The following is a 12892-nucleotide window of genomic DNA, read 5'->3' on the forward strand; positions in this document are numbered from 1 at the left end:
TGGGGCCAAAACTCACCCGTGATCAAGACCCCCAAGATCGCTAAATGGGGCCAAAACTCGCCGGTAGGTGGAGCCAGCTCTCACCCCTGAAATCAAGCCCCAGGCGCCAGGTCGGCGCTGCCGTAAGAGGGGGCGGGGTTCGGTCTGACCGAACCCCGCCGGTGGCGCAAACCGCTCAGCTAGAGAAAATCGCGCTGTGAATGTCCACAGGGTTGGCGGCGTCGCCGGTGGCCACGCCATACACGGCTGTGAAGGCTTCGCCAACCGAGACCAGGCCGGTGTAGTCCCCGACCAGGCGCCCGACGCTTGTCGCCGGAACCTTCCGCGCGTCGAACGGCCCTTCGATGTGCTGCTCGCGCCACGCCCCGGGCTGCGTGCAGTCGTCGGCGCAGGTGACGGCCCACACGTCGGTCGGCAGGGTGGCGGGGTCGGGCGTGTTGTTGCGGAAGTCGTAGTAGGTGACCGCCACAGTGCCCGTACGGGATGCGGCAATGACTGGTACGGCGGCGGAACCGGTGGGCGTCTTGTCCACGCGGACCGGGCTGGACCAAGTCTTTCCGCCGTCCGTCGACCGCGAGTAGGCCACGTGGAAGGTGCCGTCGGAGTCCTGGCTCTGCCAGACGGCGTTGACCACCTGGGTGCCCGGCTGGGCGGCCAGCAGCGGCAGGGAGGCGTTGCGTACCGGGTCGCCCGAGTTATCCGGGTCCGGGATGCGGGGGCCCACCGCGAGCGGGGCCGGGACGTTCAACGTCGGCGCCGACCAGGTCTGGCCGCCGTCGGTCGAGCGGATGACCTGGGTGGCACCATCGGTGTCCGTCTCGTGGTGCATGCCGATCAGCAGCGTCCCATCGGCGAGCGGCACCAGTTGTGTGCCGATGACGCCGCTGTTGGCGGGTACGTCGTACACCTTCTTCGTGGTCCAGGTGCGCCCGTCGTCGGTCGACTTCGCCAGATAGATCGGCTGCACCCAGCTCGCGTCCGTGCTGTCGATGCGGTCCCAGACCGCGTAGACCACGCCCGGGTGGTACGGGTCCGCGGTCACCGACGGGCGGTCGTTGAAGTAGCGCGGGTTGTCGTCCCGTTGCAGGGTTACCGGGGCATCCCAGCGCCGGCCGCCGTCAGCGGACCGGGACACCAGAATGGCGGTCACGTCGCCGGTGCGCGACAGCGAGAACGACGCGGCCACCGCCGCACCCGATGGTGTGACCGTGACCCAGTTGTCGGTCGTGACGTCGTAGTCTCCGCCGTTGGCGGTCGTGCCGCCGTTACACCGAGAGAAAGCAGGCAGGTTCTCGGACCGCTGCCAGGTCTTGCCGTAGTCGTCCGATACGGCGGTAACCGCGCCGTTGCTGCCGTACCGGTTCCAGCGGTCCTGCTGGAACACCGTGACGAGGTGCCACGGACGGTTCGGGTCCCGCGCCAGCATGGGCAGGACTTCGGTGTTGGGGTTCAGCGTGTAGCCGTCAGCCGGAGGTAGTCCGCAGCCTGCGGGCAGGGGGCTGCTGCCCGAGACCGGCCGCACGATGGCAGGTCCGGCGGATGCGGTACCTTGCGCGGAAGCGGGCTGCGCAACAACGCAGGCGATCAGGATGGCCGCTGCGGGTAATAAAACCCTGGAGCGTCGAATCACGAGCCTTCCTCATCTTCGTCGATGGGGCGTCTACAGAGGACGTCGACCGCCTCGCCGGGGATGGCCCCAGGAGTGGGCAAACGATGCGAGGGCAGATTACTGTCTCAAGATCAGTTTTGTCTGCCCCGTTGGCCGTACGCATAGTCAAGGGGAGTGTCCGAACCGAACTCTCGCCCCCCGCGGCCTTGTAGCACCTACAAGAGTCTGTCGACCGAAGGCAAACGCCAGGACGGGCAGACCTCCTACTGTTCGGTCGAGTCCGCCCGCGTCGACGGCAAGCCCCGGATCGTCTCCCAGCAGCATCCGGCCCCAAGCGAGAACTTCCTCCCCAGCGACCCAGTTGACCAAGAGTCCCGGTTGAGCCGGTGGCGGTCGTCGTTTCCGCTCCAGACAGAGATCGGGGCGGTTCCGTTGTGCCGGGCGAAGGCAGCCGAGCTGCGGAAGCGGGTGATATCGCCGCCCCCTCCGAGCAGTTCGGCGGCGGTCACCACGTTCACGCCGACGATCGCCATCAGACGTGGAAGGCGGGCCTTAACCAGCTGAGCGAGTCGATGAGGGTGATCTGCGCCAGCGCGACGCGGCGGGCAGTGGTGGCCGGCAGGGCTTGGAGTTGCGCGGCGAGTTTGCGCCGGGTGGTGAGCTGCTTCAGTTTGGTCACAGCCGAGGAACACCGGGCACGATGGAACGCGAGGAGTACACGAGCCAGTATTTCCAGGTTGGCGATCAAGTCCCCTGGAACCCCTCGAACGGAGTCGCTGGCCTATTCATGCGATTAGCAGAGGCATTTGCACTCGAGACCGGCTTGCCGACGGGACTCGGCCCCATGGAGAGCGACGAATGTGAGGTCGACCTGGCTGCCTTCGTGGGTGCTCTCATCGAGCGCTTCGAGCGTTCGAACCATGCGATCCTGCATTCAATCATGGAGGGCTCATAACGACGGCCCTCGTGCTCGTCGAGCGTGGCGGAGCAATACTTCCCCTGCATGATGCCAGCGATGGCGGCTGGAGAGATGTGCAGGTAGGCGAGCATTCCGCATGTCCGCAAGGTGATCACATACGTGATGTTGAGCGATGGGCGGCACTTTCCGCGCAGCATGCTCGGGCAATGCCGCGCTGAGGCTCCGGGGACTGCCCGACCTACTCGCTCCTGTCAGGTGATCACCAATGCATCACATGTGCTTCTCGGCGAGGCGTGCGATCTGGTCGACGGTTTCGAGCGGCACCGTGACCGCAATGTCCCATGTCTCGTCGTCCTGGCCGATGAGTATCGTCGCTTGCTCCTCGTTTGCCACCCAGAACACGTGCGCGTCAGCACAGATCCCGATTGGAAGTGAGCGGCGTGCATCCCAATCTGCCTCCTTGATCCCGCGGAGGCGCATCAAATCCGCCAGGGGCGCCCAGATGTTAAGCTCCCAGGCTTCGGTCTGGAGCTTCACCACGGCCCCGGAATCATCGGACTCATCCAAGGTCACATCAACCACGCGGCCATAATCGCACTCATAGGACGCTTAATGGCACGGGGAGATCAACAACCCACTGCATGATCAAAGCCCAAGTACCGAATCCGTCGGCCTACCCGGGGCTTTCACAGATGAGAGCAAGTGACGGGAATCGAACCCGCGCTGTCAGCTTGAGAACTGCAGCGATCTGGCTTGTGGGGGCGCCAAGCTGGGCAGAGGGCCGGTCGTGAGTGACCGTGGCTGACCCTCGTCACCCTCTTAATGGCCCGACGATCAGGCCCCGACCTGGTGTTTCTTGCGCGACGCGAACTCCCCGCCCGCCTCAGGCCTATACGGTTTCCCGGTCCGCGCGGCGAGCATCCCGGAGCCGGAGCGCCCCCGCCGGAGGCTAGGGTCTGCCCATGCCAGACTTTGACGCATGGGCACGGCTTTCTCTATGGGAGCAGGCCGACTCCCTCGTGGGTGACGCCGAGATTGTGATTGATCGTCCTGCGGGCACGCCGCATCCCAAGGTGTCGAGCTTCATCTACCCGCTGGATTATGGCTTCTTGTCGGGGACCCAAGGCGGGGATGGCGAGGGTATCGATGTGTGGGTCGGCTCGTCTCCGGTGCGGACCGTGTCGGCCGTGGCCTGCACGGTGGATCTGCTCAAGCGGAACGCAGAGGTCAAGTTTTTGTGGTGCTGCTCGTCGGATGAGATCGCGCTGGTGGAGGGCTTCTACGCCCCTCAGCCTCAAGCAGCCGTAATGATCCACCGGCCGAGCTGAGCGAGTTCCCACGACTCCCCGTTGATCGCCGTCCGAACGGGCACACAGCGGGCACGCCTGGCGGACGCTGCGGGGCCAAGATCTCGGCATGCTCACTCGGACTCAGAGGTGCCGGGCATGCCGCGCGAAGGGCCGGCGGTGGTTGCGTAAGAGCCGCGCCGACAGTGAACACCGTATCGAGGGTGCGGCTGTCACTCCGCCGAAGGTCGCTTGCTTTGAGTGCTCGAGGAGCGCCGCGTAATGGCAATCATCATGGGCCGCGTCAGCCCGCACGTCGCCCCTCCGAAGCCGGACGCCCACCGGCTGGACTGGCTACCCGCCCGGCCACAACATGGCGATCGTCGTGCTGTACCTGATCAGTGGGCACGACCTGCGCTACTCCCGCTGCGGCACCCCGATCAGGCGCGTTCCTTTCATGGAGCGGTCGTCCTACCCCTGCCCGAGATGCCAGCGGCGGCCGCGCTGACCACGGCGAGCGCCGCTCCCACCCACATCACCGCGGATATCGACACTCCATCCACGACCCGGCCGCCGACGAATGAGCCGAGCGCGATGGAGACGTTGAAGGCGCCGACGAAGAGCGCCGTGCCCATTTCGCCGCCGCCCGACCGCATGATCCAGAGCTGCAGGGTCACTCCTACGCCGCCGTAGCCCAGGCCCCACACCACGAGCACGATCAGGGGCAGGCCGATCAGGGGCAGCGCCGCCGTGGAGAGTGCCATGAGCACTGCCAGCGTGACCAGGACCGGCTTGGGGTTCCTGGCCGCCCATGCGCCAGCCGCGAAGTTGCCGGCCACGCCCGCGGCGCCGTACAGGAGGAGGGCGGCGCTGACGAGGGCGGGACCGGCGTGCGAGACCTGCTCCAGGAACGGCCGGACGTAGGTGTAGGCCGCGAAGTGGCCGGACACGATCAAGACGGTCAGGACAAGGACGATCTTGAGCGGGCCGGAGAGCCACACGAGCCGCCCTTCCGACGCGCGAGCCGGGGCCTCGTGGGGCGACGGCTCGGACGCGCGGGCTCGGGGATCGCCGGGTAGGGGCGGCAGGGTGGTAGCCAGCAGCGCGAGTAGGGCCAGGGCCAGCACCCCCATGGCGATGAACGCGGTCCGCCACCCCGCGAACGACGAGATGAACGTCGCCACGGGCACCCCCAGCACCGACGCCACCGACACCCCGGCCAAGATGATCGACGTGGCTCGCCCGACGGCCCCTTCGGGCACCAGTCGCAGACCGAGTCCGGCCGCGAAGGCCCAGAACCCGCCGATGCTTACCCCGGTCAGCACCCGGGCGGCCAGCATGACGGGGTAGTTCGGCGCGAACGCGCCCGCGAGATTGGCCACCGCCAGCAGTGCCATCAGCCCCAGTAGCGTGACGCGCCGGTCGAGCCGTCGGGTGGTGATCGCCAGCACGGGCGCGGAGACGGCGGCGACCAGTCCGGGCGCCGACATCATCAGCCCGGCCGTCCCGTCGGAGACGCCGAGTGTGGCGGCGATCGAGGTCAGCAGGCCAACGGGCAGCATCTCGCTGGTCACGATGGTGAAGGTGCCCACCGCGACCGAAAACACGGCGAGCCAGCGCGCCCGGGTGGCGGCAGAAACATCAGTCATGGTCATGCATGCCAGCTTTCTGCCGGTCACCAGCGGGAACAATGGCGGAAGCCGAAGGCTTGGTTTAGGTGGACTAAGCGGTCAGATGGAGGTGGGGATGGAATTCAGGGAGCTGGAGTGCTTCGTCGTGCTCAGTGAGGAGCTGCACTTCGCGCGTACGGCCGAGCGCCTCTACCTGTCACCTGGCCGGGTGAGCCAGCTCATGCGCTCGCTGGAGACCAGGCTCGGTGGCCGGCTCTTCCACCGGACCAGCAGGCGCGTGCGCCTCACGCCCCTGGGCGAACGTTTCCTGGCTGATCTGCGCCCCTCCTACGACGGCCTCGCGAACGCGGTCAGCCGGGCCAAGGCGGCCGCCCGCGAAGTGACAGGCGTGATCAGGCTCGGCTTTTTCGCCACCCCCACGGACGTCGTCATCGGCAGCGTGCGCGCCTTCGAGCGCCAGCACCCGGGGTGCGAGGTCGAGCTGGTGGAGATCCCGCTCTCCGACCCTTTTGGCAAGTTGCGAGTCGGGCAGGTGGACATCGCGTTCACGCTGCTCCCGGTGGACGAGCCCGATCTGACTACGAGCGAAGGGCTGAACCGGGTCTCGTACCAGCTCGGCCTCTCCTCGCGCCACCCGTTGGCCGCCCGTGCGAGTATCGGCGCGGAGGAGCTGGCCGACCTGTCCCTGATCGGCCTGGACGGCCCGGCTCCGCGCGCATGGCGCGAGCGTGTGACACCGTCCGTAACTCCTTCCGGCCGGCCCATTCCCCTGGCCGGTACGGTGGCCACCAGCCAGGAGGGCCTGACCCAGGTGGCGCTCAACCGGGGGGGCATGTTGTTCTGCACTCCGACGGCGGCTCACCACGGGCGCCCGGACGTCCGCTTCGTTCCCGTCGCGGGGTTGCCTCCCTCGATCCTCGGCCTGGCTTGGGTGAAGGCGGCGGAGACTGCGGCGATCCGTGCGTTCAACGAAGCGGCTGTCGGGCACGCGCTCGGGACAGCGGCCCTGGTGGCATAAGCCATAACGGGAAACAAAGTACCGCGAAGCGTACGTCCGCGGATTTCAGCTCGCCGAGATCCGCCAGGCCGCCGGTGTCACCTAGGCTGAACTCGCCAACACCTTGGGAGTCAGCCAAGCTCGCGTCTCCAAGATTGAACACGGCGAAGTATCCGGCATCGACGTCGTGCGAGAGTACATCGCCGCGATCGGGGGGCACTTGGATCTCGTAGCTACACTCGGCGACCGAACCTGAAAAGTCGCCTGAGGGGGCGCGCCGATCTGCGGCCAAGTAGTTCAGAGCTTCGACAGCCCCGACACGAGCCCCTACCTGGGCTTTCCTATGAGAGCGGGTGACGGGAATCGAACCCGCGCTGTCAGCTTGGGAACTGCATGGATCACGGCTCGTAGAGCGGCTGAGCTGGGCGTTGGGCCGGTCATGAGTGACCGTGATTGACCCCTCGTCACCCTGGCTAATGGCCCGCAAATGGCCCGACGATCAGAAGCCGAGTTCCAGGTCAGGCGTGGTCGGTCACGTAGTCGAAGTACACGGTGAGGCGCGGCCAATCCCCACCTTCGGTGGTCTCGTTGTGCATGATCACGTCATGGACCTCGACGTTGCCCCGCTCCTTGATGCTGCCGGCAACCCTGCGAAGGAGCGCAGGCGCCTCTCCCTGTCCTGATCCCTTCGGGGTGGACTGGGAGAAGTGCTGCATGATGTAGGTGATCCGCTCGGACAAGCCTTGGCCTTTCTCTGATCGCGTTGCCGTGGCGCAGCATAGAGAGCACGTGGCCTCATGCCGCACGCTCCGTCCCTGATCATCCCGGAGCCGGAGCCGGGGCGCCCGCCAGGGGCGATGGTTTATGGAGTGACGATTGTGGCTGGACCGGTACAGTTTTGCCCATGCAGATCATTTACCGTCCACGTTGGTCGCTCGCCTTTTTCTCTGGTGGAGTCGGTGCCATCGTGATCGCCGTCGTCTATTGCGTCTTGGCCATCGCCCTTGGCTTGCCCGCGAATTTGACGGCAGGCGTTACCGTGGCCGCGAGCGTGGTGTATCTGCTTTTCATTGTGATGAAGGTGCGGCGCCGAAGTCTGACGGTGACCGAGGAGGGAATGATCGCTCAGAGAGATACCTTCAAGGTTGCGGTGAACTGGTCGGACTTCGTTGATGTACAGCCCAAACGCATTGGTGGCCTGTATCCGGTGGACGTGATGACCTTCAGCGTCGGTGCCGTGGAGCCGGTGGATGTGAGAGGCCGTCGGCGCAAAACAGTTCCCCCGAAGGTTCACACGATCGGTGCCGATCGACGGATTCAGGTAGGCGTCTACGCCTCTGATTGGCGTACGGGGCCGATCGGCGAGCTGGTCTCGCGTCACTCCTCGCAGGGCCCGGGGGTCGAGTAGGAATGGAAAGTCTCGCCCTGATGTGGCGGTGCGCCGCTGGGGTCGGTGAGTGCGTTGGGGACGGCGCGGGTACGGCCCGGGTCGCCGCCGGCCGGGACCGGCCCTCAGCCCGTATGCCCGAGCGGCGGGCGGCAGAGGGCCCGGTACGGCACGCGTACCCAGCCCTGATGTTCGCTTCGCGAGCCTCCACGTAGGCGACCGCCGCACCGATCCCCTCCAGCTTGGCCTTCAACTCGTTCACGCTCTCCACGGACGCGGCGCCGTTCTTCAGCAGCTTGGCCAGTGCAGACCGGTAGTGCGCCTCCTCCTTGCGCAGGCGCGCCTTCTCCCGCTCGAACTCGCGGCGTGCGGGCTCCTTTTCTCGCTGCTGCTCGCGCTGTGCGCGGATGAGCTCCTTCTCCTCCTCCTGCTTGGCCAGGTAATCGGCCGTCAGCTCCAGTTCGTCGATCCGTGTGCGGTGATAAGTGATCTCAGTGTTGTTCGTCGTGCCGATGCTCACGTTCGCGGCGCCGTAGGCGATGTTGATGAAGGCGTGCGTTTTGCTCTTGGCCTGGAAGTACTCGACCCGGGCCCGACTATCCGGGTAGATCGAGACCCTGATGCGGGGGGTCCTCACCAGGCATGACCTGGATGATGGCGTATTGAAAGCCTCGTTGCTGCCCGAAGAGGTCACAGGTCCTGATCAGCGCACCTACAAGCGTCCGGACAAATGGAGCGGGTGACGGGAATCGAACCCGCGCTGTCAGCTTGGGAAGTCTTTCAAGATCACACGGGCTGAGCTGGGGAAACACTGACATGGGCATATGCCGGTCAAGTGACCGTGAGTCCCCCTGAGCCTCCGTAGATCGCTCTGCGAACGGGCACACAACGGGCACGCCACCGGTCTGCCTCGCCCTACACAAATGGCCAGGGAGGCGAGCCTGGCGAGGCATAGACTGCGAGCATGAGCGCGATGCGTGAAGAGTTGCATGCTCTGGTCGATCGGCTTCCGGATGACCGTGTCCAGCAGGTTCTCGCACTTGTCCGCGAGGACCTTGAGACGGCTGGTCGGCGTGAGCGAGCGCTGGCCATTATGGAGCGGGTTCAGGAGCGGATGCGCGGTGTGACGGATGTCGACGAGGAACTGGACCGTCTCCGGGAAGGCGCACGTGGCTGACGCGTACGTCGTGGACACCGGTGTGTTCCTACGGTGGTTCGTCGATCAACCTGGCTACGAGCACGCCCGCCAGATCCGGGATGACTTCCTGCACGACCGGGTAAAGCTGGAGACAGCGGACTTCGCGCGGATTGAGGTTGCCGGAGTGCTGCGAAAGAAGGGTCTGCTCGCGGGTCGGCTGTCCGCAGATGAGTTCATTGCGGCCGTTCGGATCATTGACGAGCTCGGTGTCCGGGTCTATCCCGTGGACGCCGACCGGTTGGAGCGGGCCGCCGCCCTGGCGGTGCGGTTGACGTTGCGCATGTATGACGCTGTCTTCGCACAGCTTGCTCTCGATCGAGAGATTCCGCTGCTGACCACCGACGCAAAACTCCACCGGGCGCTTGACGGCGTCGTCGAGACCGAACTCCTTAAAGACGCAAGCCCTCAGTGATCACCGCTGAGCGGTGGGACTGAACACTGTTACACGAACGCTGGAGCGGGTGACGGGAATCGAACCCGCGCTGTCAGCTTGGGAATCGCAGCGATCTTGCCTCGTAGGGGCGTTGACCTGGACCTGAGGCCGGTCGTGAGTGACCGTGGTTGACCCCTCGTTCACCCCTCTTAATGGCACGCTAATGGCACGGTAGCAATGCAGGGAACTGGTTCGACACGTCTAGACAGGGTGCCATCGCACGCACTCTGGGCAACGCTCCCAGTGATCGGGAATTGGGCTGATCCAGGGGAACCCATAGGGGAGCACTCGGTCAGCTCCACAATCAGGCCTGTTGCTGCCAGGAGCAACTGCATGGGCAACAGGTGGGCCGTCCTGAACCAGCCTAAGGTTGGAGTAATCCTTGATGGGAACATCGGGATCCTTAGGCACGACGCGTACGTTGCCCCAGAACCAAGTCTCGTACTCCACAACTCAGAGCGTAAGCGAGCTTGCCGCACCCCTCTGGCCTGATCTTCCCGTCTGCCGTCGTCCCGCCCGAAGGGGAAGCGCGCCGGGGCCACGGGGACAAGGTGGAGCGCCCCAGAGTCTGGCAGAAGGTGAGCCATCGTGTGACGGTCGAAGGGAAGCGCTCATTCTTCCCGGAAGGACACGCTCACGATGGCTCTGTCCCAGTCTGACTTAACCGAACTGCTGGAGTCACTACGCGCGGCCGACAGCGTCGTGATGGTCCGCCGTGCCCTGCAACGCATGCTGCAGGAACTCATCGAGGCCGAAGCCACCACCGTCATCGGCGCCGCCCCGTATCAGCGCAGCCCAGAGCGCACCACCCAGCGCAACGGTCACCGCGACCGGCTGCTGCCCGCCCCGGGGCCTCCTCTGGGGCGAGCTCGCCAGCTGCGCACAGGATGTGCAGGGCCTTGTCGTATTGCAGTCCACATGCGGTTGCCGTCGGGGCCGAGTTGCGTGGTCAATGGCACGCCCTGGTCAGGCGATCAAGCGTCTGAGCTGGTCGCCGACGGAGCACTCCAGCAGGAGGCCCCAGTGACCCCTGGCCATTGCCTCGTCCTCGTCGTCTGACTGCCGCACCGTTTGAAGAGCGCCACCGGCTCAGCAATCACCGCATCCTCCGGCCGCTCGGACTCATCGTCTTATGGCCTTCCTCGCTGAACGTGTGATTGACGACACACACGCCGACCGTCACATGGCGTCCAATATGCCCGTCCTCTCTCCGAACAGTACAAAGAAGGAGGCGAGCCATGCTCACTAACGATGAGAACCTTCCGAAACAGCCGGAGACGACCCGGCGGCGGCGAGTGCTGACGGGGGTCGCCGCGCTTCTGGCCTGTGTGGTCGCGGCGATCCTGACAGTGGCTTACGTGTGGCAGCCCCCCGAGGAACGGGGTTTCCACTCATCCTGGTCGGTGGATTCGCACTTCGTCGACACGCCCGTGGCCCGTTTCCACTACACCAAGACCGGGGACGGCTCGCCCGTTGTGCTGCTTCCCGGCGGCACGCTGTGGAGCTACACCTATCGCGACACCATCCCCGCTCTCGCCAACGATCACACCGTGTACGCGGTCGACCCACCTGGATACGGATACACGAGTGTCCATGACGAGGACTTCAGCCACAACGTGCAGGCGATGGCCGATGCCCTCTCCTCGTTCATGGACGCGGTCGGCGTGCCGCGGGCGTCCATCCTCGCCCATTCACTCAACGGTTCCGTGGCGCTGTATCTCGCTGAGACCCGGCCTGAACGCGTGGACAAGCTCATCCTGATGGCGCCCCCGGGGCTGAACGTGCAGGTCAACTTCAATCTCGAACTGATGCGCGTGCCGGTTATCGGTGAGGCGATGACCAAGCTGATGGGCCGATCCACTTTCGCCTCCGGCCTGTCGGGCGCCTACGCGAGAGGCGAACGGATGACCTCCCGAGTCGTCGATGAGTACTGGGCGCCGCTGAGTCGGCGATCCAACCGCAAGGCGATGTGGAAGCAGGTCCGCAAGCTCGATCTGTCGCTCGTCGATCGGAAACTGGGCGATATCCGCGCTCCCACGCTGATCCTCTGGGGCGACAGAGACACGTTCGTCTCCCCCGAGCAGGCCGATCTGCTGCGTCGGAGAATTCCGGCGTCTACGCTCCGCATGTTCCCCGGCCTGGGGCATGTCCTCCACGAGGACGCGCCTGCTCTCGTCAACCCCGAACTGATCGCTTTTCTGCGCGCCGACGGCGACAGGCCGAAGCGGACAGGAGTCCGCTGACGGTAGCTCGTTGGGGCATGTACGGAGGCCGAGATCAAAGGAATTCGCATGCTCTGGCCGCCGATGGTGGGATCGTTGTTGAGCAGGCAGCGATCCCTACTGATCTGTAACGTCCCATAACGATGGGCCGGCTATTTCGCCGGCGACCTGATCAGTAGAGCGAGTGAGCCGGCAGGAGTATCCGTCGATCGTCAAACCTCGGAACCCTGTCGAAAATCAGGTCAGGCGGGTTGGCTGGTGATGGCGGGACCTTGGGCGTATGGCGGTCGAGTGGCCGTGAGTTTCACTGAGTTCATGTTGATCGCTCTTCGAACGGGCACGCAACGGGCACGAGTGAACGGACGCCATTCCTAGTCGTCCGTGATTCTTGGCGGCCAGGAGTGGCAACCGGAGACGGTGCTTCATACGATCCAATGGTTACCGTGATCACCTCCAGAAGGGGCACCGCGTGACCTCGGAACGACGACCTCCGGCCCCCGCGGCACGGCTGACCTTCCGCGAGATGACCCTAGACGACCTCGACGACATGGCCGCTCTGCTGGGCGATCCCGAGGTAATGCGCTATTACCCCCGCGTCGGTACCCGTGAGGACGCACGCTGGTGGATCGAGAACAGTCAGCGCAGCTATGCAGAGCACGGCTACGGGCTCTGGCTGATCGCTCGCCGTGACACCGGCGAGTTTCTCGGCAACTGCGGCCTGACCCGCCAGAACATCGAGGGCGAGACCTTCACCGAAGTCGGATACCTCGTACGCACCGACTTCCAGGGGCAGGGATACGCCACCGAGGCCGCTTTCGCATGCCGAGACTACGCACGGGACGCCTTCAACATCGACTACCTGATCGCGATCATCAATCCAGCCAACGTGCCGTCACAACGAGTGGCCGAGAAGATCGGGCTGATACTCGAAAGGATGGCCACTTACAACGGCGCCCGGCAACGGATCTACTCCACGAAGCTCTGAACAAAGATCCCGTTTACAGGTACGGCACCTGGCCTGCGCTTTTGGACGTCTACCAACAGCTCCCCTGGGCCGGATCGTCCCGCCGCTGTCATCTCACCCGTCAAGGAAGCGGCCAACGGCCTCGCTCTACGTGCCTAGTGGGTCAACGGTGTATCGCTATCCAGGCGTCTCAGCGGCCGGGAGCGCGAGGGGCTGCAGCCTCTCGCCGGGGTTTGGGGCGCAGCC

Annotated in this window: 13 protein-coding genes and 3 pseudogenes; 10 read left to right on the top strand and 6 right to left on the bottom strand. The window is 65.2% G+C overall.

Going from position 1 to position 12892, the window contains the following annotated elements; genetic code table 11:
- Positions 1–175 precede the first annotated feature (175 nt).
- The 3 genes and pseudogenes from AB0L53_RS49040 to AB0L53_RS49050 all read right to left on the bottom strand — a co-directional run bounded on the left by AB0L53_RS49040 (position 176) and on the right by AB0L53_RS49050 (position 2288).
- Positions 176–1522 (bottom strand): sialidase family protein, encoded by a 1347-nt coding sequence (locus AB0L53_RS49040; RefSeq protein ID WP_364010624.1) that lies wholly within the window; start codon positions 1520–1522, stop codon positions 176–178.
- Positions 1523–1983: 461 nt separating this feature from the next.
- A pseudogene (locus tag AB0L53_RS49045) lies at positions 1984–2142 on the bottom strand (transposase); the annotation flags it as partial.
- The gene (locus AB0L53_RS49050) at positions 2142–2288 is read right to left on the bottom strand and encodes a hypothetical protein (RefSeq protein ID WP_364010627.1); all 147 of its coding nucleotides are present in this window, start codon (positions 2286–2288) and stop codon (positions 2142–2144) included. The gene AB0L53_RS49050 and the pseudogene AB0L53_RS49045, both read right to left, overlap by 1 nt.
- A 21-nt stretch (positions 2289–2309) precedes the next feature.
- Here AB0L53_RS49050 and AB0L53_RS49055 point away from each other — a divergent pair, with 21 nt between their 5' ends.
- Positions 2310–2564: a DUF6086 family protein gene (locus AB0L53_RS49055; protein WP_364010629.1), complete on the top strand. Its 255-nt coding sequence runs from the start codon at positions 2310–2312 to the stop codon at positions 2562–2564.
- A gap of 234 nt (positions 2565–2798) precedes the next feature.
- Here the strand turns inward: AB0L53_RS49055 and AB0L53_RS49060 are convergent, their stop codons facing one another.
- On the bottom strand, positions 2799–3110 hold the full coding sequence (locus tag AB0L53_RS49060; RefSeq protein ID WP_364010632.1) for a hypothetical protein: 312 nt from the start codon (positions 3108–3110) through the stop codon (positions 2799–2801).
- Between the two features lie 380 nt (positions 3111–3490).
- Here AB0L53_RS49060 and AB0L53_RS49065 point away from each other — a divergent pair, with 380 nt between their 5' ends.
- Positions 3491–3856 (top strand): Inorganic pyrophosphatase, encoded by a 366-nt coding sequence (locus AB0L53_RS49065; protein ID WP_357962489.1) that lies wholly within the window; start codon positions 3491–3493, stop codon positions 3854–3856.
- A 379-nt stretch (positions 3857–4235) separates the two neighbouring features.
- A pseudogene (locus AB0L53_RS49070) lies at positions 4236–4322 on the top strand (zinc finger domain-containing protein); the annotation flags it as partial.
- A gap of 124 nt (positions 4323–4446) precedes the next feature.
- Here AB0L53_RS49070 and AB0L53_RS49075 read toward each other — a convergent pair.
- Positions 4447–5469, bottom strand: a pseudogene (locus tag AB0L53_RS49075) (MFS transporter); the annotation flags it as partial.
- A gap of 91 nt (positions 5470–5560) precedes the next feature.
- Between AB0L53_RS49075 and AB0L53_RS49080 the strand changes: the two are divergent.
- The gene (locus tag AB0L53_RS49080) at positions 5561–6463 is read left to right on the top strand and encodes a LysR family transcriptional regulator (protein ID WP_364010635.1); all 903 of its coding nucleotides are present in this window, start codon (positions 5561–5563) and stop codon (positions 6461–6463) included.
- A gap of 497 nt (positions 6464–6960) precedes the next feature.
- Here AB0L53_RS49080 and AB0L53_RS49085 read toward each other — a convergent pair whose 3' ends face one another.
- A complete protein-coding gene (locus AB0L53_RS49085) occupies positions 6961–7182 on the bottom strand; it encodes a hypothetical protein (protein WP_364010638.1) in 222 nt (73 codons plus the stop codon).
- 164 nt (positions 7183–7346) lie between these two features.
- Here AB0L53_RS49085 and AB0L53_RS49090 point away from each other — a divergent pair, with 164 nt between their 5' ends.
- The 6 genes from AB0L53_RS49090 (at position 7347) to AB0L53_RS49115 (ending at position 12667) form a co-directional block, all read left to right on the top strand.
- A complete protein-coding gene (locus AB0L53_RS49090; RefSeq protein WP_364010641.1) occupies positions 7347–7850 on the top strand; it encodes a hypothetical protein in 504 nt (167 codons plus the stop codon).
- A 943-nt stretch (positions 7851–8793) separates the two neighbouring features.
- Entirely contained in the window at positions 8794–9006 is a 213-nt protein-coding gene (locus tag AB0L53_RS49095) for a hypothetical protein (protein ID WP_364010643.1), read from the top strand.
- Positions 8999–9439 (top strand): type II toxin-antitoxin system VapC family toxin, encoded by a 441-nt coding sequence (locus AB0L53_RS49100; RefSeq protein WP_364010646.1) that lies wholly within the window; start codon positions 8999–9001, stop codon positions 9437–9439. The genes AB0L53_RS49095 and AB0L53_RS49100 overlap by 8 nt, the downstream gene beginning before the upstream one ends.
- 660 nt (positions 9440–10099) lie before the next feature.
- Positions 10100–10519 carry a transposase gene (locus AB0L53_RS49105; protein ID WP_364010648.1) on the top strand — a complete coding sequence of 140 codons (420 nt, stop codon included), beginning with the start codon at positions 10100–10102 and terminating at the stop codon, positions 10517–10519.
- A 236-nt stretch (positions 10520–10755) separates the two neighbouring features.
- Positions 10756–11703 carry an alpha/beta hydrolase gene (locus AB0L53_RS49110; protein ID WP_364010651.1) on the top strand — a complete coding sequence of 316 codons (948 nt, stop codon included), beginning with the start codon at positions 10756–10758 and terminating at the stop codon, positions 11701–11703.
- A 448-nt stretch (positions 11704–12151) separates the two neighbouring features.
- Positions 12152–12667, top strand: a complete 516-nt coding sequence (locus tag AB0L53_RS49115) for a GNAT family N-acetyltransferase (RefSeq protein ID WP_364010654.1) — start codon at positions 12152–12154, stop codon at positions 12665–12667.
- Positions 12668–12892 lie beyond the last annotated feature (225 nt).

The organism is Nonomuraea sp. NPDC052129 (assembly GCF_040680095.1).
GTDB lineage: Bacteria > Actinomycetota > Actinomycetes > Streptosporangiales > Streptosporangiaceae > Nonomuraea.